This is a genomic window from Streptomyces sp. NPDC127114 (assembly GCF_042677525.1).
GTDB lineage: Bacteria > Actinomycetota > Actinomycetes > Streptomycetales > Streptomycetaceae > Streptomyces.
In genome coordinates, this window is sequence record NZ_JBHXTJ010000009.1 from 110744 (window position 1) to 135938 (window position 25195).

Sequence of the window (25195 nt, forward strand, 5' to 3'; positions counted from 1 at the left end):
CCGCCGCCCTGACACGAACGGCCCGCGCCGCTCCCCCACGAGGGAAACGGTGCGGGCCGTTCCGCATCTCGCACGCGACATGACGTGACCGTCCGATATTCGGTTCGTTAACCCGTACGAGATCCGGACACGAGATCCGCACGAGGGAGGGGCCGGTCGATGGGGACGAGCGCGTACACGAGAGAACGGCTGGAGTCGGCGGCACGGGGAGCACGGACGCTGACGGAGGCGCTGGAGCGGCTGGGGGTGGATCCGCGGAGCGGATCACGCCGATACCTGCACGACCGCATGCGCAAGCTGGGCGTCGACACGTCGCACTTCGAGCGGGAGGGTGTGCGATGGACGCGCGAGGTACTGGCGGAGGCGGTGGCCACGTCGACGAACATGTGCGAGGTACTGCGACGGCTGGGGGTGGAGGTGGTGGGCGGCCAGCACACGCACATCAGCCGCCACATCAAGGCGTACGGCATCGATGTCTCGCACTTCCGAGCGCCCTCACAGCAGGGCAAAGCCTGGCACCCTCGGTCACCCAAAAACCTACTCGTCGAGCAGGCCGGCGCACAGGCCCGGCGCATCCCAAGAGACCGGCTCGCTTGGGCGATGACGGAGTCGGGAACACAGCAGAACTGCGCCCGCTGCGGCATGGACGCGGTCTGGCGCGGCCGGCCCCTTCCTCTGGAGGTCGATCACATCGACGGCGACTGGCGCAACAACCGGCTCGAAAACCTGCGCTTCCTCTGCCCCAACTGCCACTCGACGACGGACAGCTACCGGGGGCGCGGTAAAGGGCGTGCCCGATGACCAGGCAACCTCGGTACACCCGCGAGCGGCTGGCTGAAGCAGCGGCACAGTGCGCCGACATCGACGAGGTCGTCGCATTCTTCGGCACCCAGCCATACGACAAAGTGCGCCGCTACCTTCTCAGGCGTTTCGGCGACTACGGCATCGACATCTCGCACTTTCCACCCCGGCGACGGCGCGGCGGGCCGCCTCCCCGCCCCAGCCGGGAGGAGCTTCGGCGAGTAGTTGAGCAGTCGATCTCCGTGGCCGGCGCTCTGCGCGCCTTGGGGAGGCCGTACAGCGGGCAGATGCGTGCACTGTTCCGACAGTGGACGCTGGAGGACGGTCTCGATACCTCCCACTTCCTGGGGCAAGGGCACCAGCGAGGTAAACAGGGCATGACGAAGCCTGCTGGGGAGATTCTGGTTCGCCACGCAGGAAGGCAGCGGACAAGGACCCACCTGCTGCGCCGTGCGCTGCTCGAGAGAGGCGTACCCGAGGAGTGCGCGGAGTGCGGCGTCGGTCCCGAGTGGCTGGGCAGGCCGATGACGCTGGAGATCGATCACGTGAACGGGGACTGGCGAGACGACCGGCGCGAAAACCTGCGGCTGCTGTGTCCCAACTGCCATGCGGTAACCGATACGTGGTGCCGCGGCGGACGTCGACGTACCACTCGGACAAGCCCCGGGTGACCGCTACGATGGCCGTGCACGCGGCCGTTGCTGAATGGTATAAGCGGAGGTTTTAGGTGCCTCTGGGCGTTTCGCCCATGTGGGTTCGAATCCCATCGGCCGCACGTCTCGGAAACGAAGGCCCGCCCCGCCGACACGGCAGGGTGGGCCTTCGCCGTACTCCTCAGCCCAGCAGCTCCCGCACCACCGGTACCAGTGCCCTGAAGGCCTTGCCGCGGTGGCTGATCGCGTTCTTCTCGGCCGGGGTCAGCTCGGCGCAGGTCACGTCGTAGCCGTCCGGCTGGAGGATCGGGTCGTAGCCGAAGCCGTTCGTGCCGACCGGGGCGTGGCGGAGGGTGCCCGGCATGCGGCCTTCGACCACGCGTTCCGAGCCGTCCGGGAGGGCCAGGGCGGCGGCGCAGGCGAAGTGGGCGGCGCGGTGGGCGTCGTCGATGTCGGAGAGCTGGGCCAGGAGGAGTTCGAGGTTCGCCCGGTCGTCGCCGTGGGTGCCGGCCCAGCGGGCGGAGAAGATGCCGGGGGCGCCGTTGAGGACGTCCACGCAGAGGCCGGAGTCGTCGGCTACGGCCGGCAGTCCGGTGGCCTGGGCGAGGGCGTGGGCCTTGAGCAGGGCGTTCTCGGCGAAGGTGACGCCGGTTTCCTTGACGTCGGGGATCTCGGGGTACGCGTCCGCGCCGACGAGTTCGAGGTCGAGGCCTGCGTCGGCGAGGATCGCGTGGAGTTCGGTGATCTTGCCCGCGTTGCGGGTGGCGAGGATCAGACGGGTCATGCCCCGATTATCCGGGCCTGGCCGGAGGGATCCGGGCCTGGCCGGGGTGCGCCCCGGCCCGGCCGGGGTGCGAGGTCGCCGGGACCGGCCGGGGGTACTCGGGCCTAGCCGGGGGTACTCGGGCCTAGCCGGGGGTGCAGACCTTGCCGATTTCGGTGGCTGCGTCCGTGATGGGCTTGATGTCGGGCGTGGTGTCGCCGTTCTTGACCGCCGTGCGGACCGAGTCGACGCCCTTGTTCAGGTCGTCGACGGCCTTGGAGAGGTCGGCGTTGTCCGTCGTGTTCTTGAGGTTGCCCAGCTCGGTGTCGATGCTGTTGAGGGCTTCCTCGATCTTCGTCGGGTCGTTGGAGGCGTCGTTGACGGCCTGGGTGAGCTTGTCGACGGAGGTGGCGATGGCGTCGGCGGTCTTGACGCAGTCCATGGCCTTGTCGAGCGCTCCGCAGCCGGCGAGCGTGCTGACTGCGAAGGCTGCCGTGGCGGCGGCGACGGCTATGGTGCGGCGGCGCTTCACGTTCGGGTCCCCCCTGTGTACGGACGTTGTGGCACTGCTGGAATGGACGGGGCGCACGGTTCGACCCGTGCGCCCGTATGCGTAGAGACGCGGCAGCGCGTCAGAGAGTTCCTTCGAGGGCCTTGCGCTGGATCTCGGCGAGGTCGGCGCAGCCGCCGGAGGCGAGGTCGAGGAGGGCGTTGAGCTCCTTGCGGTCGAAGGGCTCGGCCTCGGCGGTGCCCTGGACCTCGACGAAGCGGCCGTCGCCGGTGCAGACGACGTTCATGTCGGTGTCGGCCTTCACGTCCTCCTCGTAGCAGAGGTCAAGGAGGGGCACTCCGCCGACGATGCCGACGGAGACGGCGGCGACCGTGCCGGTGAGGGGCTTGCGGCCGGGCTTGACCAGCTTCTTGTTCTGGGCCCAGGCGACGGCGTCGGCCAGCGCCACGTACGCGCCGGTGATGGCGGCGGTGCGGGTGCCGCCGTCGGCCTGGAGGACGTCGCAGTCGAGGACGATGGTGTTCTCGCCGAGCGCCTTGTAGTCGATGACGGCGCGCAGGGAGCGGCCGATGAGGCGGGAGATCTCGTGCGTGCGGCCGCCGATCTTGCCGCGGACGGACTCGCGGTCGCCGCGGGTGTTGGTGGAGCGCGGGAGCATGGAGTACTCGCCGGTGACCCAGCCCTCGCCGCTGCCCTTGCGCCAGCGGGGCACGCCTTCGGTGACGGAGGCGGTGCAGAAGACCTTGGTGTCGCCGAAGGAGATGAGGACGGAGCCCTCGGCGTGCTTGCTCCATCCGCGTTCGATGGTGACGGGGCGGAGCTGTTGGGGGGTACGGCCGTCGATACGAGACATGCCTTGAGCGTAGCCCCATGACGGAGGGGCCCGTTCCCCTGCCGGAACGGGCCCCTCGTCGATGTGGGCGGCTGGTGTCAGCCGGTCACATCATGTCTTCGATCTCGGCGGCGATCGGGTCGGCGTCGGTGCCGATGACGACCTGGATGGCGGTGCCCATCTTCACGACGCCGTGTGCGCCGGCGGCCTTGAGAGCGGCCTCGTCGACGAGGGCGGCGTCGGTCACCTCGGTGCGGAGGCGGGTGATGCAGCCTTCGACCTCTTCGATGTTGTCGATGCCGCCGAGGCCGGCGACGATCTTCTCAGCCTTGCTGGCCATGTGTCTCTCCCTGTCCGTTCTGCGCACCGATGGTCCGCGTTGTCACGGTAACCCACGGTTGGCCCAACCTCGCGAGCGGATGCGGCCGTTCTGCCGAATGATGACGATCACCGGCGGGCTGCCCCCGCGCGACCACCGGGACCCTACCGCAACTGGTCTACACCAGTATGCATCCGCAGCACCCAGGAGGATGCCGATGAGCAGCGCCAGCGCCACCGCCGGATCCAGGAGACCGACCTGGGGCGGTTTCTTCCAGGGGCTGCAGAAGATGGGACGCAGCCTCCAGCTGCCCATCGCGGTCCTCCCGGCGGCCGGCATCATCAACCGGCTCGGCCAGCCGGACGTGTTCGGCGCGGACGGGCTCGGCTGGGACAACGTCGCCAAGGTCATGGCGGGCGCGGGCGGCGCGCTGCTCGACGGCAGTCTGGGTCTCCCGCTGCTGTTCTGCATCGGCGTGGCGATCGGCATGGCGAAGAAGGCGGACGGCTCGACCGCGCTGGCGGCGGTGGTCGGCTTCCTCGTCTACTACAACGTGCTGCGCCAGTTCCCGAAGGACTGCCCGACCGGTACGAAGGACATCAGCGGCGGCTGCCTCGGCGCGGACGACTCCTTCGCCGGTTACACGTACCAGAACCCGGGTGTCTTCGGCGGCATCATCATGGGCCTGTTCGCGGCCTATCTCTGGCAGCGGTTCCACCGCACCAAGCTGGTCGACTGGCTCGGCTTCTTCAACGGCCGACGGCTCGTCCCGATCATCATGGCGTTCGTCGGCATCGCCTTCGCCTCGCTGTGCCTGTGGATCTGGCCGCCCATCGGGGACGGCCTGGAGAGCTTCAGCGACTGGCTGGTGGGGCTGGGCGCCTGGGGCTCGGGCATCTTCGGCGTCGCGAACCGCGCGCTGCTGGTCATCGGCCTGCACCAGTTCCTCAACGTGCCGATCTGGTTCCAGTTCGGCTCGTACACCAAGCCGGACGGCACGGTGGTGCACGGCGACATCACCATGTTCCTGGCGGGCGACCCCGAGGCGGGCCAGTTCACCACCGGCTTCTTCCCCATCATGATGTTCGCGCTGCCGGCGGCGGCGCTTGCGATCACCCACTGCGCCAAGCCGCACCGCCGCAAGGAGGTCGGCGGCATGATGCTGTCGGTCGCGCTGACCTCGTTCGTCACCGGTATCACCGAGCCGATCGAGTACTCGTTCCTCTTCATCGCGCCGCTGCTGTACGCGATCCACGCGATCCTGACCGGTGTGTCGATGGCGCTGACCTGGGCGCTGGGCGTGAAGGACGGCTTCAGCTTCTCCGCGGGACTGATCGACTACGTGATCAACTGGAACCTGGCGACCAAGCCGTGGCTGATCATCCCGATCGGCCTGGGCTTCGCCCTCGTCTATTACGTGATCTTCCGCTTCGCGATCACCAGGTTCGACCTGCCGACTCCGGGCCGCGAGCCGGAGGAGCTGGAGGAGCAGCTGGAGCAGGACAAGACGAAGGCGTAGCACCCGGCGCCCCCGGCCGAGTCACGGCCCGGCGCCAGGGCCCGGCGACCCGGCCGTACGGGGCTTTCGGACCTCGCACCCGGCCCTCCGCAAGGCCCCTGGACCTCACCGTCCGGGGGCCTTTTGTCGTCGCCTGTCCGGCTATGGCTGAGCGCACAGAATTCACAGGTTCCTTATCTAAGTCTCACGTGCTACAACTGGTCTACACCACTCATTGGTGTAGACCACGCGGTCCAGTTCACCGCGTTCCCCGAAGACGCCGCCGTCACCCCCTTTCACTGTCCTCTGGCGGCGCCTTGCCCAACTGGAGGAAGTTGATGAGTACGGCCACCGCCCAGGCCGCCGCTCCCGCGAAGAAGCGCGGATCCGGCCTGTTCCAGGGCCTGCAGAAGGTCGGTCGCAGCCTGCAGCTGCCGATCGCCGTACTGCCGGCCGCGGGTATCTTGCTCCGTCTCGGCCAGCCCGACGTGTTCGGCGCCGAAGGCCTCGGCTGGGGCAAGGTCGCCACGGTCTTCGCCTCCGCCGGAGACGCGGTCTTCGCGAACATGCCGCTGCTGTTCTGCGTCGGCATCGCGATCGGTTTCGCCAAGAAGGCGGACGGCTCCACCGCCCTCGCCGCCCTCGTCGGCTTCCTGGTCTACCAGAACGTCCTCAAGGCCTTCCCGGTCACCGAGGCCGTCGTCAACACGACCAAGAACAACGGTGTCGACGTCGCCGCGACGTACAACGACCCCAAGGTCTTCGGCGGCATCGTCATGGGTCTGCTCGCCGCCGTCGTCTGGCAGCGCTACCACCGCACCAAGCTGGTCGACTGGCTCGGCTTCTTCAACGGCCGCCGTCTCGTCCCGATCCTCATGGCCTTCGTCGGCACCCTGATGGGCGTCCTGTTCGGCCTCCTCTGGGAGCCCATCGGCGGCGTCATCACCGACTTCGGCAACTGGATGACCAGCCTGGGCGCGGCCGGCTCCGGCATCTTCGGCGCGATCAACCGTGGTCTGCTCCCCGTCGGCATGCACCAGTTCGTGAACACCGTCGCCTGGCAGGAGATCGGCACCTTCACCGACTCCACCGGCGCCGTCTGGCACGGCGACCTGCCGCGCTTCTTCCACGGTGACCCGTCCGCGGGCCAGTTCATGTCGGGCTTCTTCCCGATCATGATGTTCGCGCTCCCGGCCGTCGCCCTGGCGATCACCCACGCGGCCCGCCCCGAGCGCCGCAAGGTCGTCGGCGGCATGATGTTCTCGCTCGCCCTGACCTCGTTCGTCACGGGCATCACCGAGCCCATCGAGTTCGCGTTCATGTTCCTGGCGCCGCTGCTGTACGTGATCCACGCGGTGCTCACCGCCGCCTCGATGGTCATCACCTCGGCCCTCGGCGTGCACCACGGCTTCACCTTCTCCGCCGGTGCGCTGGACTACTTCCTGAACTGGACGTACGCGACCAAGCCGTGGCTGATCATCCCGATCGGCCTGGTCTTCGCGGCGATCTACTACGTGGTCTTCCGCTTCGCGATCACCAAGTTCAACATCATGACCCCGGGCCGCGAGCCCGAGGAGGAGCTCGAGGACCTCACCAAGGCGTGAGCCTCCGCCCTTCCGGGGCATGACATGACGTCGGCCTTCAGGACCCTCCCCCGGTCCTGAAGGCCGATTTCCTTTTCCTCGGAATCCGCAGCGTGAGTGGTGGAGTGGTGGCGGCGCCCGCGGCGGTTCGCTCAGATCTCGTAGACCGCGCCCGCGTACGCCAGTTCCGCCTGGCCTCCGTAGACCTCGCGGGCGTCCGCCAGGTTGCGTTCGCCGTCCGTCCACGGCGGGATGTGGGTCAGCACCAGCCGGCCCACCCCGGCGCGGGCGGCGTGGGCGCCGGCCTCGCGGCCGTTGAGGTGGAGGGCCGGGATGTCCTCCTTGCCGTGGGTGAAGGACGCCTCGCACAGGAACAGGTCGGCACCCGCCGCCAGTTTGTCGAGGGAGTCGCAGACCCCGGTGTCACCCGAGTAGGCGAGCACCCGGCCGCCGTGCTCGATCCGGATGCCGTAGGCATCGACGGGATGGGACACCTTCTCCGTGCGAACCCGGAACGGGCCGATGTCGAAGGTGCCGGAGGCCAGCGTCCGGAAGTCGAAGACCTCGCTCATCGCACCGGGCGACGGCGTGTCCGCGTACGCCGTGGTCAGCCGCTGCTCGGCGCCCTCGGGGGCGTACACGGGCAGCGCGTCGCAGCGGCCGCCGTCGTGCCGGTAGTAGCGGGCGACGAAGTAGCCGCACATGTCGATGCAGTGGTCGGCGTGCAGATGGCTGAGGAAGATCGCGTCGAGGTCGTAGAGACCGATGTGGCGCTGCAGCTCGCCGAGGGCGCCGTTGCCCATGTCGAGGAGCAGCCGGAAGCCGTCGGCCTCGACGAGGTAGCTCGAGCAGGCCGATTCCGCGGACGGGAACGACCCGGAGCAGCCGACGACGGTGAGCTTCATGGAGCGTGAACCTCCGTGGACGGGTGCGTAAAGCGCGCTGAGAGGGGAGGTCGTGCGGTCTGTCGAGCGTACGGCGCGTGGCGGCCCGTCGCTCCTCCGTGGCGGCCCGTTGTGGGCGAACTCACGGGCCCTGTCACCGGTTCGGATGGATGGCGGGGCGTCGCGGCGACGTCCCGTGCGCGGCGGTACCGTCTTGAGGTATGGACACGTCGTGGTGGCCCGCGCTCGTCGCGGTGGTGGTGATCGCGCTCGTCGCGGCGCTCGCCGACGGCCGGCGCCGCTCGGGCCGCCGGCCCGCGGGCCGGACCCGGCCGCCCGCCCGACCGCCGAGGCCGGCGGCCCCGCGCGGGAAGGCGCCGGAGCGGCTGCCGCGGCCGGGTGAGATCTGGTGGGCGGACGTGCCGTTCGAGGACGGTCCGGGCTCCAAGGACCGGCCCTGCCTGGTCCTGGCCCTGCGCGGCGACTGCGCTCTGGTCGCCAAGATCACCAGCAAGTACCACGACGAGCGGCCGGGGGTGATCCCGCTGCCGCCGGGTTCGGTGGGCGACGCGCAGGGGCGGCCGAGCTTCCTGGAGACGGACGAGCTGCGGGACGTGCTGGTGTGGGAGTTCCGCCGGAAAGTGGGAACGGCGGACCCGGTGGTCTGGGACCAGGTCCGCCATCTGGCGCGCTAGGGCCTGTCCGGCCCTGATCCACCGGACAGGCCCGAGGCCGGCGCGGCGCGGTTCTCGCCGCGCGCGACGGCTCGCCCTGCGCGGGCTCCCCCCGAGGGAGCTCGGTGGCTCACGCCCAGAGCTGGCCCTGCAGGGTCTCGATGGCCTCTTCCGTCGTGGCGGCCGTGTAGACGCCGGTCGACAGGTACTTCCAGCCGCCGTCGGCGACGACGAACACGATGTCGGCGCGCTCGCCCGCCTTGAGCGCCTTCTTGCCGACCCCGATGGCCGCGTGCAGCGCCGCGCCCGTCGAGACGCCCGCGAAGATGCCCTCCTGCTGGAGGAGCTCGCGGGTGCGGGTGACCGCGTCGGCGGAGCCGACGGAGAAGCGGGTGGTGAGGACGGAGGCGTCGTACAGCTCGGGGACGAAGCCCTCGTCGAGGTTGCGCAGGCCGTAGACGAGGTCGTCGTAGCGGGGTTCCGCGGCGACGATCTTGACGTCGGGCTTGTGCTCGCGCAGGTAGCGGCCGACGCCCATGAGCGTGCCCGTCGTTCCCAGGCCCGCCACGAAGTGGGTGACGGAGGGCAGGTCGGCGAGGATCTCGGGGCCCGTGGTGGCGTAGTGGGCTCCGGCGTTGGCCGGGTTGCCGTACTGGTAGAGCATGACCCAGTCCGGGTGCTGCTCGGCGAGCTCCTTGGCGACCCGTACGGCCGTGTTGGAGCCGCCGGCGGCGGGCGAGGAGATGATCTCGGCGCCCCACATGGCGAGCAGCTGGCGGCGCTCCTCGCTGGTGTTCTCCGGCATGACGCACACGATGCGGTAGCCCTTGAGGCGGGCCGCCATGGCGAGCGAGATGCCGGTGTTGCCGCTGGTGGGTTCGAGGATGGTGCAGCCGGGGGTGAGCCGGCCGTCCTTCTCGGCCTGCTCGATCATGTGGAGCGCGGGGCGGTCCTTGACCGAGCCGGTGGGGTTGCGGTCCTCCAGCTTGGCCCAGATGCGGACGTCGTCCGACGGGGAGAGCCTGGGCAGTCGGACCAGCGGCGTGTTGCCGACCGCCGCGAGCGGGGAGTCGTAACGCATGGGGATCCGGCCGCTCAGACCATCCCGCCGGCGACGGCCGGCAGGATCGTCACGTTGTCGCCGTCGGCGAGCTTGGTGTCGATGCCGTCCAGGAAGCGGACGTCCTCGTCGTTCAGGTAGACGTTGACGAAGCGGCGCAGCTTGTCGCCGTCGACGATGCGGGCCTCGATCCCGGCGTGGCGGGACTCCAGGTCGGCGAAGAGCTCGGCGAGGGTGTCACCGCTGCCCTCGACGGCCTTGGCGCCGTCGGTGTAGGTGCGGAGGATGGTCGGGATGCGGACCTCGATGGCCATGGCGTGGGCTCCTGTCGGGAGGTGCGGGGCAGGTGGCGTGGTGGGCGCGCGCGTGGGGCCCCCGCGCGGCAGGGGGTCGTGCTGAGGTGCGCTCGGGCCGGTCGTTCAGAGCGCAGCGCGGGAAGGACACATCGCGCTGGCGAGACGGCACAGGTCGACGTGCAGGCGTGCCACGAGCAGCAGGGCGGTGCTCGGCGTCTCTTCGCTCACGTCGTGGGAAACCATGCGGTCATCGTATCGATTCCCGGTCCGGGTTTCGGAATGTGATCTCACATGGTGGACGGTTTGCGTTCGGCTGACGGACTCGGCAGATAAACGACAAGCGGGGTTCCGGTGCGCGGATGCGGGATGACCTCGGCTTCCACCCCGTAGACCGCCCGCAGGAGCTCCGGCGTCAGCACGTCCCCCGGCGGCCCCTCCGCGACCACTCTTCCGCGCCGCAGCACGTACAGGCGGTCGCAGTAGGCCCCGGCGAGGGTGAGGTCGTGCAGGGCGAGGAGGTTGCTGGTGCCCAAACGGCGGACGAGCCCGAGCACTTCGAGCTGGTAGCGGATGTCGAGGTGGTTGGTGGGCTCGTCGAGGACCAGCAGGGCCGGGTCCTGGACCAGGGCCCGGGCGACCAGCGCCCGCTGGCGTTCGCCGCCGGAGAGCCCGGGGTACGGGCGGTCGGCGAGGTGTCCGATGCCGACCCGGTCCAGGGCCGCGTCGGCCCGCGCCAGGTCCGCCGCGCTGTCGCCCTCCCAGAACCGCTTGTGCGGGGAGCGGCCGAGGGCGACCAGCTCGCGGACGGTCAGCTCGAACTCGGCGGCGCTCTCCTGCGGCACGGTCGCCACCCGCCGGGCCCGCGCCCGCGGCCCCATCGCCCGCAGGTCGTCCCCGTCGAGCAGGGCGCGCCCGGAGGTGGCGGCGAGGGTGCCGTAGACGCAGCGCAGCAGGGTGGTCTTGCCGCTGCCGTTGGGGCCGACGAGGCCGACGGTCTCGCCGGGCCGGACGACGAGGTCGGCCTCGCGCAGCCGGTCCTCGTACGACAGGGACTCCACGCGCAGCTCGGTCACAGGGCCGCTCCTTCGGGTCGGCGGCGCATCAGCCAGAGGAAGAACGGGCCGCCGGTGAGTGCGGTGAGGACGCCGACGGGGATGTCCTGCGGCGCGGCGACGGTACGGGCGGCCAGGTCGGCGAGGACCAGGGCGACCGCCCCGCCGAGCGCGGCGACCGGGAGCAGCCGGCGGTGCGGGGCGCCGACGACCGCGCGGGCGGCGTGCGGGACCATCAGGCCGACGAAGCCGACGGCTCCGCTCGCCGCGACGAGGACGGCGGTGACCAGCGAGGCGAGGACGAAGACGGCGGCGCGGAAGCGCGCGGTGTCCAGGCCGAGGACGGTCGCGCCCTCCTCGCCGACGAGCAGCAGGTCGAGCGGCCGGGCGAGGGTGAGGAGCGCGCCGATGCCGGCGGCGAGGACGGCCGCGGGCAGCACCAGGCTGTCCCAGCGGGCGCTGCCGAGGCCGCCGAGGGACCAGAACAGCGCCTCCTGGAACTGTTCGGGCCGGCCGGCGACGACCAGGAGCAGGGTGGTCAGCGCGGAGAGGATGTACGAGACGGCCACGCCGGCCAGGACGAGCCGCGGCCCGGTCATGGTGCCGCCGCGCCGGGCCAGGCCGTAGACGAGGACGAGGGCGAGCAGCGCGCCCGCGAAGGCACCGGCGGGCAGCGCGACGCTGGTGGTGATCCCGCCGCCGACGCCGAGGACGATCACGGCGACGGCTCCGGCGGAGGCCCCGGAGGAGATCCCGAGCAGGAACGGGTCGGCGAGCCGGTTGCGGACCAGGGCCTGCAGGACGGTGCCGACGACGGCGAGCCCGGCGCCGACGACCGCGCCGAGCAGCACCCGGGGCAGCCGGAGGTCGAGCACGATCGTCCGGTACGGCGAGGGCCCGGCCCGGCCGGTCAGGGCGTCGAGCACCTGGCCGGGCGGGACGCGGACGGACCCGAGCGCCAGCGAGGCCACGACGGCCGCCGCGAGCGCCAGGAGCAGTCCGGCGACCACGGTCGCGTACCGCTTCACCGGCCGGGGTGGAGCTGGGCGGCGAGCTTGCCGACGGCGGCGGGCGCCCGGACGCCGAGCACGGTGTCGGAGAGCGGCAGCACGGCGAAGCGGCGGTTCCTGATCGCGGGGACCTCGCGCAGGGCGGGGTCGTCGAGGAGGCGTCGCTTCTTCTGCTCGACGGTGGTGGTGCCGTAGTCGTAGATGACGACGACCTCGGGCCTGCGGGCGACGACCTGCTCCCAGGTGGCGTCGCCGAAGGTCTTGTCGAGGTCGGCGAAGACGTTGCGGCCGCCGGCCCGGGTGATCAGCTCGTTGCCGATGCCCTTGCCGCCGGCGGTGAACGCGGTCTTGTCGCCGCTGTCGTAGACGAAGACGGACACCGGCGGGGCGCCCTTGAGGCGCTGCTCGGTGGCGGTGAGGGCGGCGCGGGCCTCGCGGTTCCACTTCTCGGCGCGGTCGGCGACGCCGAAGGTGCGGCCGACCTCGCGGACCTCGCGGTAGAGGTCGTCGAAGGAGGTGGCGCCGGAGGGGCAGTACTCGGTGTTGAGCCGGGACTCGATGCCGGAGCGCTTCAGGTCGTCGCGGCCGCGGCCGGCCTTGGCGTCGAAGGCGGAGGCGTAACCGCCGTACACGAAGTCCGGGTTCGCGGCGAGCAGCGCCTCCTTGGAGGGGTACTCCTCGGCGAGGACCGGGACTGAGTCGTAGGCCTTCTTGTACGCGGGCAGGACCGCGTCGTCGAGGTAGGCGGTGCCGGCCAGTGACTTCTCCAGGCCGAGGGCGAGCATGACCTCGGTGACGTGCTGGTTCATGGTCACCGCGCGCTTCGGCGGGGCCTGGTAGGTGGTGGTCACCCCGCAGTTGGTGACGGTGTACGGGAAGCCCGGCGCGGCCTTGCCGGTGGGTGTGGTCCCGGGCGCCGGTGCGGAGCAGGCGGCGAGCAGGGGTACGAGGGCGAGCGCGGGCAGCAGCGGGCGGCGCCAGGTCACGGCGTTGGCCTCCTCCGGGGATTTCCACGTCCCCGATCGGTGGTGAGAAGGCGGCAGGTCAGTTCCTGGCTCGCGCCCCGGAGGGCCTGTCCGGCGGACAGACCTCGGGGGCGGTCACAGTGGCGGGACCGCGCCGGACTCGCACCGGCTTCCTGGGTCCTGCCGCCCTGAAAGGTCGGGCTCAGACTACTCGTAGGCCTCGACGATCTTGACCTCTTCCTCCTCCACGACGCCGTCGACGATCGTGTACGAGCGGAACTGGAAGGGGCCGGCGCCGTCGGTGTCGGCCGTGGAGACGAGGACGTAGTGCGCCTGCGGCTCGTTGGCGTAGGAGATGTCCGTCCGGGACGGGTAGGCCTCGGTCGCCGTGTGCGAGTGGTAGATGATCACGGGCTCCTCGTCCCGGTCGTCCATCTCGCGGTAGAGCTTCAGCAGGTCGCCGGAGTCGAACTCGTAGAAGGTGGGCGAGCGCGCCGCGTTCAGCATGGGGATGAAGCGCTCGGGGCGGCCCGTGCCGACCGGCCCCGCGACCACGCCGCAGGCCTCGTCGGGGTGGTCCGCGCGGGAGTGTTCCACGATCTGGTCGTACAGGGCTCGGGTGAGGGTCAGCATGCCGACAGGATAAGCAGACGGGCCGCCTCGTATCGAGGTTCGATACGAGACGGCCCGGATGCTGAGACCTTGCAGGTCGGAGGCGTTACGACCGCTTGGCGAAGGCGGCGCCCTCGGGGTTGCGGGCCTTGAGGACCAGGTAGGCGACGCCGAGGAGCAGGCCCCACAGCGGCGCGCAGTACAGCGAGACGCGCGCACCCTCGTCGATGCCCATCATGACGATGACCATGCCGATGAAGGCGAGGGCGAAGAGGCTGGGCCAGATGCCGCCGGGCGCCTTGAAGGAGGACTCGGGCAGCTCGCCGCGGTCGGCCTTGAGGCGGTAGCGGACGTGGCAGGCCAGGATCATGATCCAGGCCCACATGCCGGAGATGGTGGCGAAGGAGACGACGTAGTTGAACGCGTCGCCGGGCCACTGGTAGTTGATCCAGACGCCCACCATCATCAGCGCGGCCGAGAAGGTGGTGCCGACGAGCGGGGTGCCGCTCTTCGTCAGCTTCGTGAAGAACTTCGGTCCCTGGCCGTTGAGCGCGAGGTCGCGCAGCATGCGGCCGGTGGAGTACATGCCGGAGTTGCAGGACGAGAGCGCGGCCGTCAGGACGACGAAGTTGACGACGGCCGCACCGATGCCGAGGCCCATCTTCTCGAAGGCGGCGACGAACGGCGAGACGCCCGGCTTGAACTCGGTCCACGGGACGACCGACAGGATCATGATCAGCGCGCCGACGTAGAAGACGGCGATGCGCCACGGCACGGTGTTGATGGCCTTGGGCAGGACGGTCTTCGGGTCCTTGGACTCGCCCGCGGTGACGCCGACCAGCTCGACGGCGAGGAAGGCGAACATGACCATCTGGAGGGTCATGAGGGTCGAGCCGATGCCGTTCTCCCCGGCGAAGAAGCCGCCGAGGTCCCACAGGTGGGTGATCGAGGCGGTGTCGCCGGCGTCGGAGAAGCCGAGGGTGAGGATGCCGGCGCAGATCAGGATCATGCCGACGATGGCGGTGACCTTGACCATGGAGAACCAGAACTCCAGCTCACCGAAGAGCTTCACGGAGATCAGGTTGGCGCCGTAGAGGATCACGGTGAAGACGAGGGCGGAGATCCACTGCGGGATGTCCCACCAGTACGTCATGTAGGTGGCCGCGGCGGTGACCTCGGTGATGCCGGTGACGACCCAGAAGAGCCAGTAGGTCCAGCCGGTCACGAAGCCCGCGAAGGGGCCGATGAACTCCCGCGCGTACTCCGAGAAGGAGCCCGACACGGGGCGGTACATGAGGAGCTCGCCGAGCGCCCGCATGATGAAGAAGATGACGATGCCCGCGATGGCGTACGCGAGGATCAGGCTCGGTCCCGCGATGGAGATGCCCTTGCCCGCGCCCAGGAACAGGCCGGTGCCGATGGCGCCGCCGATCGCGATCATCTGGATCTGACGTGCGCCGAGTGCCCGGTGATAGCCCTCGCCGGCTGCGGTGTCCGCGGCCTCATTGCCGTCGTGCTGCTTGTCGACCTGCACTGAGGTCATGGTGGTGCGCCTTTCTCCATGCTGGTCCGCGCACCGGCCGCTGGGCCGTTCGTGCTGCGGATCAGGTCCTGATCCCCCCGGATGTGGATGGAGTGCCACCGGCGGTCAGCCGGTCAAAGCGCCCCCGGGGACAGGGGTGGCGTCCCCGGGTGGTCGTGAAGATTTATCACGGTGTTCACAGTGATCGGCGGGTACACGTGTGACCCGCGTCACTCGAAAATCCGGACAAGGAGGATTCAAGAGGGCAAGGAAGGCACTTGGATAACGTATTCGTTATCCGGATTTGAGCGTCCGCTGAGCGAACACCCGCCAGTAGGGGTGTTTTCCCGTGGCGCCGGAGGGACTTCCGCCGGACAGGCCCTACGGCATCAGGGTCTCGACGAGTGACTCCTGGAGCCCGCCGAGCCAGAGGTACGCCATCACCATCGGCTTGCGCGGATCGTCGTCCGGCAGCCGGTACAGCCCCTCGCTCTGGTCGTCGTCCGTGACCTCGAGCCGGGTGCCGATGGTCAGCCGCAGGTCGTTGAGCGAGCCGAGCCAGGCGCGGGACTCGTCCGCGGTGAGCTTGAGGACACCGCCGCCCTCGCCGGCCGCAGCCGAGGCGAGCGCGTCCAGGCTGCGCACGACGGAGAGCGCGTCGTCCCGCTTGCGGGCCCGCAGGTCGTTCTCGGTGTAGCGGCGGAAGTCCGCGGCCGCCTGCCGCAGCTCGTCGGTGTCGTCCCCGTACGCGTCGGGGAAGAGCCGGCGGAGCGCCGGGTCGGAGGGCGGCTCGCTGGGGCCCTCCGCGAACAGCGCGGCCAGCGGGTCCTCACCCTCGACCGGCTCGTCGCCGGGACCGATCAGCTCCATCAGCTGGACGGCGAGGGAGCGCAGGATGGAGATCTCGACCTCGTCGAGCGCGACGGCCGCGCCGCCGCCCGGGAGGGCTTCGAAGTGCCCCGCCATCAGCCGCGGTCCTGGGAGAGGGTCGCCCACAGACCGTAGCCGTGCATCGCCTGCACGTCCCGTTCCATCTCTTCACGGGTGCCGCTGGAGACCACCGCGCGGCCCTTGTTGTGCACGTCGAGCATCAGCTTGTGCGCCTTGTCCTTGGAGTAGCCGAAGTACGCCTGGAAGACGTAGGTGACATAGCTCATCAGGTTGACCGGGTCGTTGTGGACGATAGTCACCCACGGCACGTCCGGTTCGACGACGGCGGAGACCTCCTCGGCCGACTCGGTCCGCTCGATCTCGATAGGCGCAACGCTCACTCACACCATGCTGCCACCCCGACCGGCCGGTCGCACAAACGGGTCGCCCGCACGGCCGGGGTATTCGTCAGACTGACGAATAGTGCGGTACGCTCATCGCATGAACGCTGCGGACCTTGGGCTGCCGGTGGACGTGCCGTCGACCGCGCTCTTCACCGACCAGTACGAGCTGACGATGCTCCAGGCGGCCCTCAGGGCCGGTACCGCGGACCGCAGGTCCGTCTTCGAGGTCTTCACCCGCCGGCTGCCCGAGGGGCGGCGCTACGGCGTGGTGGCGGGCGTCGGACGGGTCCTGGACGCCGTCGAGAACTTCCGCTTCGACAACGGCGTGCTCGGCTTCCTGCGCGAGCGCGGCATCGTCGACGAGCCGACCCTCGAATGGCTCGCCCGCTACCGCTTCTCCGGCGACATCTGGGGCTACCCCGAGGGCGAGGTGTACTTCCCCGGCTCGCCCCTCCTGCGGGTCGAGGGCTCCTTCGCCGAGTGCGTCCTCCTCGAGACCGTGATCCTGTCGATCCTCAACCACGACTCCGCGATCGCCGCCGCCGCCTCCCGGATGTCCTCCGCCGCGGGCGGCCGCCGGCTGATCGAGATGGGCGCCCGGCGCACCCACGAACTGGCCGCCGTCGCCTCCGCGCGCGCCGCCTACGTCGGCGGCTTCGACTCCACCTCCGACCTCGCCGCCGGCTTCCGCTACGGCATCCCGACCGTGGGCACCTCCGCCCACGCCTTCACGCTGCTGCACGACACCGAGCGCGACGCCTTCCGGGCCCAGGTCGACTCGCTGGGCCGCGGCACCACGCTCCTGGTCGACACCTACGACGTGACCGAGGCCGTCCGGGCCGCCGTCGAGGTGGCCGGGCCCGAGCTCGGGGCCGTCCGGATCGACTCCGGCGACCTGCTGCTCGTCGCCCACCGGGTGCGGGCCCAGCTCGACGAGCTCGGCGCGACGGACACCAAGATCGTGGTCACCTCCGACCTCGACGAGTACGCCATCGCCTCGCTCGCGGCCGCGCCGGTCGACGCGTACGGCGTCGGCACCCAGCTGGTCACCGGCAGCGGCCACCCGACCTGCTCCATGGTCTACAAGCTGGTCGCCCGGGCCGTCTCGGCCGACCCGAAGGCCCCGCTGGTCCCCGTCGCCAAGAAGTCCGTGGGCGGCAAGGCCTCCGTCGGCGGCCGCAAGTGGGCCGCCCGCCGGGCCGACGCCGCCGGCGTCGCCGAGGCGGAGGTCGTCGGCACCGGCCCGGTCCCGCCGGAGCTGGTCGACCGGCAGCTGCTGGTGGAGCTGGTCAAGGGCGGCGACGTGGTGGCCCGCGAGCCGCTGGAGGCCGCCAGGTCCCGGCACATCGCGGCCCGCGCCGCGCTGCCGATGTCGGCGGTCCAGCTGTCGCGCGGCGAGCCGGTCCTGCCGACCGAGTACCTGTAGCACCCGTAACGCCCCAGAGCGCCCCCTCCCGAAGGGAGGGGGAAGTCTCTAGGCTCGAATCCGACCCACGGCCGCCTCGCTAAGGACACCCGCCATGCACCGCGCATTGATCGTTGTGGACGTTCAGAACGACTTCTGCGAGGGCGGCAGCCTCGCGGTGGCGGGAGGCGCGGACGTCGCCGCCTCCATCACCGACCTGGTCAGCCAGGCCTCGGCCGGCTACCGGTTCGTCATCGCCACCCGCGACCACCACGTCGACCCCGGCGACCACTTCTCGGACCGCCCGGACTACGTCGCCTCCTGGCCGCGGCACTGCGTGGCCGGAACCGAGGGCGTCGGCTTCCACCCGAACTTCGCGCCCGCCGTCGCCAGCGGCGCGATCAGCGCGGTCTTCGACAAGGGCGCCTACGCGGCGGCGTACAGCGGCTTCGAGGGGCGCGACGAGAACGGCACCCCGCTGGCCGACTGGCTGCGCTCCCGGGACGTCACGGAGGTCGACGTGGTCGGCATCGCCACCGACCACTGCGTCCGGGCCACCGCCCTGGACGCGGCCCGCGAGGGCTTCCGCACCCATGTGCTGCTCGACCTGACCGCCGGGGTCGCGAAGGAGACCACCGACCGCGCCCTGGAGGAGCTGCGCGACGCGGGCGTGGAGCTGACCGGCAAGCCGGTCGTCGCCCCGTAGCCGGGCGCGGGTGCCCCGGACCGTGGGCCGCGGGCGCCCCGGGCCAGGGGCGTCTCAGGCCGCGGGGGCCTTCGGCAGGGACCGTACCGGGTGCCACAGCTCCTGGGCGGTGCTCCGCCACAGCAGCCCGTCCGGGTGGTGCAGCACGGCCGTGATCTCGTCCGGGGTGGGCGGCTCGGTGTTGCCGCGGAGGTAGACCGCGCGCAGGCCCAGGTTCCGCAGCCGGGTCAGGGCGCGGGCCCGGTTCGCCGCGTGCACCAGGAAGCGCACGGTGGCGCCGTCACCGGCCGGACTGGGCAGTCCTATGGCGACGACGACGCTGCCTCCGGGCAGTCTGCTGAACCCTCCGTTGGGCATGCGGAACCACTCCCCCGTGGAACTACTGTCAATAAGGTCGGGCGGCCGAGGCCGTAAGACGCACCTAAACACGATCGGCCGCCGCCCGCTAGAGGGCGACGGCCGATCATGCTCTGACCTGCGGTGATGCAGGAGAATTCGGTTTTACTTCACCGAGGGGCCGACCTGGACCGTGACGGTCTGGCCGTCCTTCGGCTCCTTGACGACCTGGATCTTGGTGTTGGTGTCAGTTACCTGGACACCGGCGCGCGGGTTCTCGGCGAACCAGTACACGCCCTTCTTGTCGTCGAAGACCGGGTTGCCGGCCTGCGAGGGGACCCACGCCGCGACGTTCTTCAGGTGCAGCTGGAAGCCGTCGGTGCGGGCGATGGTGAACGGCGAGTCGTAGGCCTGGACGCGGTTGCGCATCAGGCTGCCGTCACGGAACTTCAGCGGGCTCGGGTGCGAGTCGATCGGCAGGACCAGACCCTGGCCCGGGTGCTGGGAGGTGTTGTTGTCCTTCTGGGACAGGTCCCACTTCCAGATCAGCAGACCGTTCTGGTACGGGTAGTGCTCGACCCAGCTGGCCTTGTCGCCCGTGAAGCCGAAGTTGTACGGGCCGACCTTGAGGGTCTTGTCGTACGACACGTACTGGCGGTTCTCCGCGATGTAGTACTGCTCGTACTCCTTCGTGAAGCCCTTGCCGATGCGCTCGAAGCCCTTGGCGGTCCAGCCGTTGGCACCGTTCTCGGCGTTGTCCGAGAAGACGGTGGCGCCGTCGGCGGTCAGCGTGATGGCGTCGGCCACGAAGCCCTTGCCGCCCGCGCCGCCGTCCGTCTGGTAGCGGAAGCGCAGGTCGAACTTCTTGCCCGCGTAGGCGTTCAGGTCGTAGACCAGCTTCTGGTGCGCGCCGGAGACGTCGGTCAGCGCCGGGGCGCCGGACGCGTCGCGCGGGAGCGGCTTGCCGTCGGCGGTGCCGTCCACGGCGGTCCAGTTGGCGCCGCCGTCCGTCGACACCTCGGTGTAGAGGTAGTCGTAGTCCAGCTCGATGTCGTACCAGCCCTGGAGCTCCAGGGAGGCCGAGGTCTTGCCGGTCAGGTCGACGGGCCGGGTCAGGGTGTTCTTGAGGTCGTCACCCATGTTGCTCCACCACTGGGTGGCACCCTCGGCGGGGGCCACGATGTCGGTGGTGACGGCCTTCTTCGGCAGCTCGACGAGGAGCGCCTGCGGCAGCTTGGTGTTGTACGCCGCGACGCCCAGCTTGTGGGTGGTCTTGGTGCCGCGCTGCCAGTCGTTGACCTTGGCGTAGTTCAGCCAGCCGAGCTGGAGCTTGTCCCAGGCGTTCATGTCGCCCGGCATGTCGCCGATGGTGTCCTTGCCGGTGCCGAGCCAGGAACCGGAGGACATCAGGGTCCAGAAGCCGGTCGAGTTCTCGCCGCCCGCGGTGTCGTAGTGGTCCGGCAGACCGAGGTCGTGACCGTACTCGTGGGCGAAGACGCCGAGGCCGCCGTTCTCCGGCTGCATCGTGTAGTCGCCGACCCAGATGCCGGTGTTGCCGATCTGGGTGCCACCGGCCTTGTTGCCCTCGGGGCCGGTCTTGCCCGCGTCGGTGCCGTACGCGTACCAGCGGTGCGCCCACAGCGCGTCGGTGCCCTCGGCGCCGCCGCCGGCCGACTCGTCCTCGCCCGCGTGGACGATCTGGAAGTGGTCGATGTAGCCGTCGGGCTCGTTGAAGTTGCCGTCGGCGTCGAAGTCGTACCGGTCCCACTGGTCGTACTGCGCCAGGTCGGCCTTGATCTGGGCGTCGGTGCGGCCCTTGGCCTTCTGGTCGGCGGCCCAGGCGGTGACGCCGTCGCGGACGGTGTCCCAGACGTTGCCGCAGTTGTGCTGGCCGCAGTAGTTCGAGCCGTAGCGGGCCTCGTTGTACGGGACCTTGACCCAGTCGGTGACCGTGCCGTCGACCGAGTAACGGCCGGACGAGGTCTTCTCGTAGTAGGTCTTCAGGGACTCCTTCGGCTTGCCGTCCTTGTCCTTGCCGGTGCCGAAGTACAGGTCCTGGAAGTGCTGCCGGTCGTAGTCCGCCTGCCAGGCGGTCGAGTTGTCCTTCGACCGGTCGGGCTCGGCTATCTGGTTGTGCAGCGGGCCGGGCTGGCCGCCGTACTTCGGCTTCAGCTCGTCCGTGTCGTCGTCCTTGCGGTCGACGAGGGTGGTGTTGTCCACCTGGTCGCCGAACTCGACCAGGATGGTGAAGATCTTGTCGGTCTTCTCGCGGGCGAGCTCGACGTACTTCTTGTTGTCGAGCTTGACCACCTGGGAGCCGTTGCGGCGCTCGACCTTGGTCTCGCCGTTGAGCACCTGCTCGATGGCGGCCTGGCGCTGCTGCTCCTGCTGCTTGCTGAACGGACCCTCGAGGTCGTGGTCGACCGTGGTGGCGTCCACCGCGTTCGCCCTGGCCGCCGCTGCGGCGGCCGGCGCGGAGTCGTGGTCAGCGGCCCACGCGGTACCGAGGGTCGAGGCGGTGGCGGCCGTGGCGGCGAGCGCCACGACGATCGCGGACGTCCGGATCGCCCGTCGTCTGTTGTTCACTTGTTTCTGTCCTCCCCGGCGCACCTCGCGCGGCGGATCGGTGGTGGGGTGTCCGCCGAACGGGTGACGCGTCACAAGTGACGACATTCGACCGGAGTTGAAGCGGAAAAGACAGATCTTGACTTGGACAGGCCAACTGCACTATGCGGGAGTCGGTTTCCGATAGTCGAACATGGAACTAACTTTCGTCGGCCGCATATTCGGCGCGACTGTGCGCCCCTGCGCCCCCCGTGCATCGGCGACGTGGGTTAGGTCACGCTTACTTCCGGTGCGGCCGGGCATCCACCGTCGTAGAGTCGCACTCGCCACGCGCCCCGAGGGACGGTAACCGCCATGCAGCGACCGAACGCCGCACAGTACGCCTACGGTTCGGCCACCGTCGTGCTCTCGACCGTCGCCCTGCTGCTGCTCTCCGGCACCACCACGGCACTGGGCATCACGGCGATCTCCGCCGCGGGCCTGATGCTCGGGGTGCTGGTGGCGGTGACGATGCCGGTGCGGGCGCGGCACGTCAAGACCTCGGCCGCCACCGCTTCCTCCGGCCTCGGGAACGAGGAGATCCGGGTGCCCGCCGCGCCCGTGGGGGCCGGGGCGGACACCCGGATCGGTTCGTAACCGCGCGTCCCTTTCGGGAGGTTGGTGACCTCCGCGGTACGGCTACTGCGGTACGGACACCACCACCGTCTTGGCCGCCTTGTCGTGAAGGCCCTGCTTGTACGGCTTGTCCACGAGGATCAGGATCAGCAGGAGCAACGGCCACAGACAGGCGCAGCAGATCAGCGCGGGCAGCCAGAGCACGATCGCGCGGATGAGGGAGGCGTTCATCGGCGGCGGCGAGCCGTCGTTGAGCATCGCGACCCGCAGCTTCATCCACTTCTTGCCGAGGGTCTGCCCCTTGTTGGCGGTCATCACGGTGTCGTACGCGACGTACGCCACGATCGTGATCAGCTGGAAGACCAGCTGCCCGCCGCCGTTCAGGCTGTTGACGGTGTCGTCCCAGTCGCTGCCGTCGCCGGCGCGGTCGTACACCTTGAACGGGATGCCGATGATCGCGAGCGGCACGGCGACGATCAGCCAGTCGATGACACGGGCGGCGATGCGCTTGCCGGAGTCGGCGAGCGGCGGCATCCCGGCGAGCGGATCGCCGCCGTAGGGCCCGCCGCCGTACGGATCACCGCCGTACGGCCCGCCGCCCCCGCCGCCGTAGGGTCCGCCTCCGCCGCCGTAGGGCCCTCCGCCTCCACCGCCGTAGGACGGTGGGGGCGGTGGAGGTGACCCGTACGGGTTACCCGGCGGGGGCTGGTCGCCCGAGGGCGGGGGCTGCTCGCCCGACGGCGGGGGCTGGTCCGGCGGCCTCTTCCGGAAGGGGTCGTCGTCGGGCGGCTGACCTGGGGGCGGCGGCGGCTGATCGTTGCTCATGGGGGCAGTGCATCCCGGGCACGGGACCCCCGCAATCGATCGCCCGCCGTTCGGGGGACGGCGGGCGGGGGTGGACGGGCGGAGCGGTGGAGGGGTGGCTCAGCGGGCTACGAAGGTGCCGGCCGCCTTGTCGTGCCAGCACTGGCGCCAGGGCCGGTCGAACACGCACCAGAGGACGTTGAGCAGACCGATGCCGAGCAGCCCGAGCACCGCGTAGAGCAGCCAGCGGCGCAGCGCGGCGCCGAAGGTGGGCGGCTCGTGCGCCTCGATGTCCCGGACCTCGATCCCGCACAGCTTCTTGCCGAGCGTACGGCCCCACCGCGAGGTGGGCAGCGCCTCGTACAGCGTGCCGAGCACGAGGAAGGCGGCGAGCACGATCCCGAACTGCACGGAGGTGGTGCCGTCGACCAGCCAGACCTGGACGGTGACGCCCGACTGCTTGGCGGCCTCGATCTTCTCGTCGATGTGCTGGAGCGCGGCCGTGACGAAGGGGTACGACACGGCGCCGACCAGCGCACCGAGCACGAGCCCGTCGACGAGCCGCGCCAGCAGCCGCCGTCCGAGTCCGGCGGGCTTCGCCGCGGCCTGCGCCCGGGCGGCGGAAAGGAACACGTCCTCGACGGGCGGCTTCCACGGCACGACGGGCTGCGGGTCCTGCGCCGCCGACGCGGACGGCTGGGGCTGGGGCTGAACCGGGGCCTGGGCCTGGACCGGAGGCTGGGGCTGCGGCCGAGCGGGGGCGGGAGGCTGCGGGGCCCAGGAGGCCGGGGCCGGCGCCGGGTTGACGGGCATGCCGCCGAGCCGCTGGCCCGGGAGACCGGTCTGCGCGGGCGGCGCCTCGGCCGCGGGGGCGCTGCCGCCGGCCTCGGGCCACGCGGGAGCGGGCGCGGGGGCCGGAGCGGGACCGGGTGTGGGCGCCGGAGCGGGAAGAGGTGCCGGGGCGGGCGCCGGGGCGGAGGTCGCCGCCGCGGGCGGCGTGGCCGACTGCGCGGCCGGTCCGGCCGGCTGCGCGGGCGGCGTGGCCGCCGGCGTCGTGGCCGCCGGTTCCGGCTGCTCGGCGGCGGGAGCCGGCGCCTCGCGCCGCATCGAGACCCCGCCGCTCGCGGGCCGGCTCTCGGGCTTCGGTGCGCCCGCCGCCGGCCAGGCCGTCGCCGCGCGCGGGTCCTCCGCCGCGCCCCACGACACCCTCTGGTCGCGCTCGCCGCCGAAGCCGGTCTGCCGGGAGGTGCTGGCCTGCCACGCCGAGGCGGGCTCCTGCGGTGCCGAGGTGTGCTCCGGCTCGGGCGCGGGCCGGGTCCCGGGCTGGGGCCGGGATTCGGCCGGGGCCGGGTCCTCGTCGAAGAAGACCGGCCCGGTCTCCTCGACGGCGGGGACGGCGGGGACAGCCGGAGCCGAAGGCACGGACGGGGCCGAAGGCACGGACGGGGCCGGGGCCGGGCTCGGGGCCAGCTGGGGCGCCACGGGGACCGGCGGGGCCGGAAGCGCCTCGCCCTCCTTGGGCGCGGGGCGGCTCGTGCCGGGCACCCAGGCGCCGCCGTTCCAGAAGCGGATGTACCCCGGAATCGACGGATCCGGGTAGTAGCCCGCCTGCGGTACGTCTCCGCCGCCTCCAGGAGGAGTAGCCACTGCCCCGACTCCGTTCAGTCACAACGCCTTTGGTCCGCCCGGGCCGCGCGTCGACCGCGCCGACCGCGCCGAGCCCAAGGAGGACAGTAACGAAGAACGCCGCCGCAGGGACAAGGAGCCCACCAGAAAGCCCGCCTTCGAGGGACAGCCCCGCCCTTTCGTCACGGAGGGTGATCCTCGGGCCCGGGAACCTCCCGGAAAAAAATTCCTCGGAAAGTTTCCCGAAGTCGCGTAATGGATCCGCCCGACCCCTCTCTCCCTACGTGCAGGCCCACCGCGGGCCCGTACCGAGAGAGAGGCAGCAGCACCATGCAGAACACCGAGAACAACGTCGTCGAGCGCGAGCTCGAGCTGAAGCTCGTCCTCTCCCCCGAGCGCTCGATCCCGGTCCCGGCCCGGCTCGCGTACCGCGTGGACGACCCGTACGCCGTCCACATCACCTTCCACGTCGGCTCCGAGCACCCGGTCAACTGGACCTTCGCCCGGGAACTGCTCGTCGAGGGCGTCTTCCGGCCCTGCGGCCACGGTGACGTCCGGATCTGGCCGACCAAGGTGGAGGGCCGCAACGTGATCCTCATGGCCCTGTCGTCGCCGGACGGCGACGCGCTCCTGGAGGCGCCGTCCGCGCAGGTGTCCGCCTGGCTGGAGCGGACCCTGCGCGCGGTCCCGCCGGGCACCGAGACCGAGCAGCTCGGCATCGACGACGGTCTGGCCGAGCTCTTCGCCACCACGGTGGTGGCGGACGAGCTGTGGCTGAGCGACCCGTGGCCGTCGGACGAGTCCACCGAGGGCGAGATGTGAGCCCCGT

General features: G+C 70.7%; 28 protein-coding genes, 1 tRNA gene and 1 riboswitch. Of the genes, 10 read left to right on the forward strand and 19 right to left on the reverse strand.

Features of this window, described 5'->3' with window-relative positions:
* The first annotated feature begins 159 nt into the window (after positions 1-159).
* The 3 genes from ACFVGS_RS12390 (at position 160) to ACFVGS_RS12400 (ending at position 1576) form a co-directional block, all read left to right on the forward strand.
* Positions 160-801 carry an HNH endonuclease gene (locus tag ACFVGS_RS12390; protein WP_385692452.1) on the forward strand — a complete coding sequence of 214 codons (642 nt, stop codon included), beginning with the start codon at positions 160-162 and terminating at the stop codon, positions 799-801.
* The gene (locus ACFVGS_RS12395; RefSeq protein WP_385692453.1) at positions 798-1472 is read left to right on the forward strand and encodes an HNH endonuclease; all 675 of its coding nucleotides are present in this window, start codon (positions 798-800) and stop codon (positions 1470-1472) included. The genes ACFVGS_RS12390 and ACFVGS_RS12395 overlap by 4 nt, the downstream gene beginning before the upstream one ends.
* Before the next feature lie 20 nt (positions 1473-1492).
* Positions 1493-1576: transfer RNA gene (locus ACFVGS_RS12400), tRNA-Leu, on the forward strand.
* Positions 1577-1635: 59 nt separating this feature from the next.
* Here ACFVGS_RS12400 and rdgB read toward each other — a convergent pair.
* The 4 genes from rdgB to ACFVGS_RS12420 form a co-directional block, all read right to left on the reverse strand.
* Entirely contained in the window at positions 1636-2238 is a 603-nt protein-coding gene (gene rdgB / locus ACFVGS_RS12405) for an RdgB/HAM1 family non-canonical purine NTP pyrophosphatase (RefSeq protein ID WP_384409042.1), read from the reverse strand.
* 124 nt (positions 2239-2362) lie between these two features.
* Positions 2363-2749 (reverse strand): hypothetical protein, encoded by a 387-nt coding sequence (locus ACFVGS_RS12410; protein WP_385692454.1) that lies wholly within the window; start codon positions 2747-2749, stop codon positions 2363-2365.
* A gap of 100 nt (positions 2750-2849) precedes the next feature.
* A complete protein-coding gene (gene rph, locus ACFVGS_RS12415) occupies positions 2850-3581 on the reverse strand; it encodes a ribonuclease PH (protein ID WP_384409038.1) in 732 nt (243 codons plus the stop codon).
* Positions 3582-3666: 85 nt separating this feature from the next.
* On the reverse strand, positions 3667-3900 hold the full coding sequence (locus ACFVGS_RS12420) for a glucose PTS transporter subunit EIIB (protein WP_384409036.1): 234 nt from the start codon (positions 3898-3900) through the stop codon (positions 3667-3669).
* Positions 3901-4096: 196 nt separating this feature from the next.
* Between ACFVGS_RS12420 and ACFVGS_RS12425 the strand changes: the two genes are divergently transcribed.
* Both ACFVGS_RS12425 and ACFVGS_RS12430 read left to right on the forward strand, forming a co-directional pair.
* Positions 4097-5398 carry a PTS transporter subunit EIIC gene (locus ACFVGS_RS12425; RefSeq protein WP_384409034.1) on the forward strand — a complete coding sequence of 434 codons (1302 nt, stop codon included), beginning with the start codon at positions 4097-4099 and terminating at the stop codon, positions 5396-5398.
* 317 nt (positions 5399-5715) lie between these two features.
* A complete protein-coding gene (locus ACFVGS_RS12430; protein WP_384409032.1) occupies positions 5716-6981 on the forward strand; it encodes a PTS transporter subunit EIIC in 1266 nt (421 codons plus the stop codon).
* Between the two features lie 131 nt (positions 6982-7112).
* On the opposite strand, the gene ACFVGS_RS12435 is transcribed toward ACFVGS_RS12430, so the two are convergent.
* Positions 7113-7865, reverse strand: a complete 753-nt coding sequence (locus ACFVGS_RS12435; RefSeq protein ID WP_384409030.1) for an MBL fold metallo-hydrolase — start codon at positions 7863-7865, stop codon at positions 7113-7115.
* 200 nt (positions 7866-8065) lie between these two features.
* On the opposite strand from ACFVGS_RS12435, the gene ACFVGS_RS12440 reads away from it, so the two are divergent.
* The gene (locus ACFVGS_RS12440) at positions 8066-8539 is read left to right on the forward strand and encodes a type II toxin-antitoxin system PemK/MazF family toxin (RefSeq protein ID WP_384409028.1); all 474 of its coding nucleotides are present in this window, start codon (positions 8066-8068) and stop codon (positions 8537-8539) included.
* A gap of 109 nt (positions 8540-8648) precedes the next feature.
* Here ACFVGS_RS12440 and ACFVGS_RS12445 read toward each other — a convergent pair whose 3' ends face one another.
* From ACFVGS_RS12445 to clpS, 10 genes are all read right to left on the reverse strand, one after another.
* The gene (locus tag ACFVGS_RS12445) at positions 8649-9599 is read right to left on the reverse strand and encodes a PLP-dependent cysteine synthase family protein (protein ID WP_384409026.1); all 951 of its coding nucleotides are present in this window, start codon (positions 9597-9599) and stop codon (positions 8649-8651) included.
* 14 nt (positions 9600-9613) lie between these two features.
* Entirely contained in the window at positions 9614-9892 is a 279-nt protein-coding gene (locus ACFVGS_RS12450; RefSeq protein ID WP_384409024.1) for a MoaD/ThiS family protein, read from the reverse strand.
* Between the two features lie 105 nt (positions 9893-9997).
* Positions 9998-10117, reverse strand: a complete 120-nt coding sequence (locus ACFVGS_RS12455; RefSeq protein ID WP_384409022.1) for a putative leader peptide — start codon at positions 10115-10117, stop codon at positions 9998-10000.
* A 44-nt stretch (positions 10118-10161) separates the two neighbouring features.
* Positions 10162-10947 carry an ABC transporter ATP-binding protein gene (locus tag ACFVGS_RS12460; RefSeq protein WP_384409020.1) on the reverse strand — a complete coding sequence of 262 codons (786 nt, stop codon included), beginning with the start codon at positions 10945-10947 and terminating at the stop codon, positions 10162-10164.
* Positions 10944-11954, reverse strand: coding sequence for a FecCD family ABC transporter permease (locus tag ACFVGS_RS12465; RefSeq protein WP_385692455.1), 1011 nt, complete (start codon positions 11952-11954; stop codon positions 10944-10946). The genes ACFVGS_RS12460 and ACFVGS_RS12465 overlap by 4 nt, the downstream gene beginning before the upstream one ends.
* Positions 11951-12922 carry an ABC transporter substrate-binding protein gene (locus ACFVGS_RS12470; protein ID WP_385692456.1) on the reverse strand — a complete coding sequence of 324 codons (972 nt, stop codon included), beginning with the start codon at positions 12920-12922 and terminating at the stop codon, positions 11951-11953. The genes ACFVGS_RS12465 and ACFVGS_RS12470 overlap by 4 nt, the downstream gene beginning before the upstream one ends.
* Before the next feature lie 38 nt (positions 12923-12960).
* Positions 12961-13131, reverse strand: a riboswitch (cobalamin riboswitch).
* A complete protein-coding gene (locus ACFVGS_RS12475; RefSeq protein ID WP_384409014.1) occupies positions 13109-13534 on the reverse strand; it encodes a Mov34/MPN/PAD-1 family protein in 426 nt (141 codons plus the stop codon). It overlaps the preceding riboswitch by 23 nt.
* A gap of 85 nt (positions 13535-13619) precedes the next feature.
* On the reverse strand, positions 13620-15056 hold the full coding sequence (locus tag ACFVGS_RS12480; protein ID WP_384409012.1) for an amino acid permease: 1437 nt from the start codon (positions 15054-15056) through the stop codon (positions 13620-13622).
* Positions 15057-15416: 360 nt separating this feature from the next.
* Entirely contained in the window at positions 15417-16001 is a 585-nt protein-coding gene (locus ACFVGS_RS12485) for a DUF2017 domain-containing protein (RefSeq protein WP_384409010.1), read from the reverse strand.
* Positions 16001-16306: an ATP-dependent Clp protease adapter ClpS gene (clpS, locus tag ACFVGS_RS12490; RefSeq protein WP_128981538.1), complete on the reverse strand. Its 306-nt coding sequence runs from the start codon at positions 16304-16306 to the stop codon at positions 16001-16003. Before clpS ends, ACFVGS_RS12485 begins: the two co-directional genes overlap by 1 nt.
* 100 nt (positions 16307-16406) lie before the next feature.
* Here clpS and ACFVGS_RS12495 point away from each other — a divergent pair, with 100 nt between their 5' ends.
* Together ACFVGS_RS12495 and ACFVGS_RS12500 are read left to right on the forward strand one after the other, a co-directional pair.
* Complete coding sequence (locus tag ACFVGS_RS12495; RefSeq protein ID WP_384409008.1) at positions 16407-17735, forward strand: nicotinate phosphoribosyltransferase; 1329 nt, start codon at positions 16407-16409, stop codon at positions 17733-17735.
* Between the two features lie 94 nt (positions 17736-17829).
* A complete protein-coding gene (locus ACFVGS_RS12500) occupies positions 17830-18420 on the forward strand; it encodes an isochorismatase family protein (RefSeq protein ID WP_384409006.1) in 591 nt (196 codons plus the stop codon).
* Positions 18421-18474: 54 nt separating this feature from the next.
* Here the strand turns inward: ACFVGS_RS12500 and ACFVGS_RS12505 are convergent, their stop codons facing one another.
* Positions 18475-18777: a hypothetical protein gene (locus tag ACFVGS_RS12505; protein WP_384409004.1), complete on the reverse strand. Its 303-nt coding sequence runs from the start codon at positions 18775-18777 to the stop codon at positions 18475-18477.
* A 144-nt stretch (positions 18778-18921) separates the two neighbouring features.
* Positions 18922-21342, reverse strand: a complete 2421-nt coding sequence (locus ACFVGS_RS12510; protein ID WP_384409002.1) for an immune inhibitor A domain-containing protein — start codon at positions 21340-21342, stop codon at positions 18922-18924.
* Between the two features lie 333 nt (positions 21343-21675).
* Here ACFVGS_RS12510 and ACFVGS_RS12515 point away from each other — a divergent pair, with 333 nt between their 5' ends.
* Positions 21676-21957: a hypothetical protein gene (locus tag ACFVGS_RS12515; protein ID WP_384409000.1), complete on the forward strand. Its 282-nt coding sequence runs from the start codon at positions 21676-21678 to the stop codon at positions 21955-21957.
* A gap of 42 nt (positions 21958-21999) precedes the next feature.
* On the opposite strand, the gene ACFVGS_RS12520 is transcribed toward ACFVGS_RS12515, so the two are convergent.
* Together ACFVGS_RS12520 and ACFVGS_RS12525 are read right to left on the reverse strand one after the other, a co-directional pair.
* Complete coding sequence (locus ACFVGS_RS12520; RefSeq protein WP_384408998.1) at positions 22000-22761, reverse strand: RDD family protein; 762 nt, start codon at positions 22759-22761, stop codon at positions 22000-22002.
* Positions 22762-22860: 99 nt separating this feature from the next.
* Positions 22861-24387 (reverse strand): RDD family protein, encoded by a 1527-nt coding sequence (locus ACFVGS_RS12525; RefSeq protein WP_384408996.1) that lies wholly within the window; start codon positions 24385-24387, stop codon positions 22861-22863.
* A 309-nt stretch (positions 24388-24696) separates the two neighbouring features.
* Here ACFVGS_RS12525 and ACFVGS_RS12530 point away from each other — a divergent pair, with 309 nt between their 5' ends.
* Positions 24697-25188, forward strand: coding sequence for an SsgA family sporulation/cell division regulator (locus ACFVGS_RS12530; protein WP_384408994.1), 492 nt, complete (start codon positions 24697-24699; stop codon positions 25186-25188).
* The last annotated feature ends 7 nt before the right edge of the window (positions 25189-25195 follow it).

Coding starts and splice junctions, on each gene's coding strand:
- ACFVGS_RS12505 (WP_384409004.1), bottom strand. CDS start 18,777: ATGCCCAACGGAGGGTTCAGCAGACTGCCCGGAGGCAGCGTCGTCGTC.
- ACFVGS_RS12455 (WP_384409022.1), bottom strand. CDS start 10,117: ATGGTTTCCCACGACGTGAGCGAAGAGACGCCGAGCACCGCCCTGCTG.
- ACFVGS_RS12520 (WP_384408998.1), bottom strand. CDS start 22,761: ATGAGCAACGATCAGCCGCCGCCGCCCCCAGGTCAGCCGCCCGACGAC.
- ACFVGS_RS12445 (WP_384409026.1), bottom strand. CDS start 9,599: ATGCGTTACGACTCCCCGCTCGCGGCGGTCGGCAACACGCCGCTGGTC.
- ACFVGS_RS12530 (WP_384408994.1), top strand. CDS start 24,697: ATGCAGAACACCGAGAACAACGTCGTCGAGCGCGAGCTCGAGCTGAAG.
- ACFVGS_RS12440 (WP_384409028.1), top strand. CDS start 8,066: ATGGACACGTCGTGGTGGCCCGCGCTCGTCGCGGTGGTGGTGATCGCG.
- ACFVGS_RS12430 (WP_384409032.1), top strand. CDS start 5,716: ATGAGTACGGCCACCGCCCAGGCCGCCGCTCCCGCGAAGAAGCGCGGA.
- ACFVGS_RS12500 (WP_384409006.1), top strand. CDS start 17,830: ATGCACCGCGCATTGATCGTTGTGGACGTTCAGAACGACTTCTGCGAG.
- ACFVGS_RS12425 (WP_384409034.1), top strand. CDS start 4,097: ATGAGCAGCGCCAGCGCCACCGCCGGATCCAGGAGACCGACCTGGGGC.
- rph (WP_384409038.1), bottom strand. CDS start 3,581: ATGTCTCGTATCGACGGCCGTACCCCCCAACAGCTCCGCCCCGTCACC.
- ACFVGS_RS12390 (WP_385692452.1), top strand. CDS start 160: ATGGGGACGAGCGCGTACACGAGAGAACGGCTGGAGTCGGCGGCACGG.
- ACFVGS_RS12435 (WP_384409030.1), bottom strand. CDS start 7,865: ATGAAGCTCACCGTCGTCGGCTGCTCCGGGTCGTTCCCGTCCGCGGAA.
- ACFVGS_RS12450 (WP_384409024.1), bottom strand. CDS start 9,892: ATGGCCATCGAGGTCCGCATCCCGACCATCCTCCGCACCTACACCGAC.
- ACFVGS_RS12420 (WP_384409036.1), bottom strand. CDS start 3,900: ATGGCCAGCAAGGCTGAGAAGATCGTCGCCGGCCTCGGCGGCATCGAC.
- ACFVGS_RS12475 (WP_384409014.1), bottom strand. CDS start 13,534: ATGCTGACCCTCACCCGAGCCCTGTACGACCAGATCGTGGAACACTCC.
- ACFVGS_RS12495 (WP_384409008.1), top strand. CDS start 16,407: ATGAACGCTGCGGACCTTGGGCTGCCGGTGGACGTGCCGTCGACCGCG.
- rdgB (WP_384409042.1), bottom strand. CDS start 2,238: ATGACCCGTCTGATCCTCGCCACCCGCAACGCGGGCAAGATCACCGAA.
- ACFVGS_RS12395 (WP_385692453.1), top strand. CDS start 798: ATGACCAGGCAACCTCGGTACACCCGCGAGCGGCTGGCTGAAGCAGCG.
- ACFVGS_RS12515 (WP_384409000.1), top strand. CDS start 21,676: ATGCAGCGACCGAACGCCGCACAGTACGCCTACGGTTCGGCCACCGTC.
- ACFVGS_RS12485 (WP_384409010.1), bottom strand. CDS start 16,001: ATGGCGGGGCACTTCGAAGCCCTCCCGGGCGGCGGCGCGGCCGTCGCG.
- ACFVGS_RS12480 (WP_384409012.1), bottom strand. CDS start 15,056: ATGACCTCAGTGCAGGTCGACAAGCAGCACGACGGCAATGAGGCCGCG.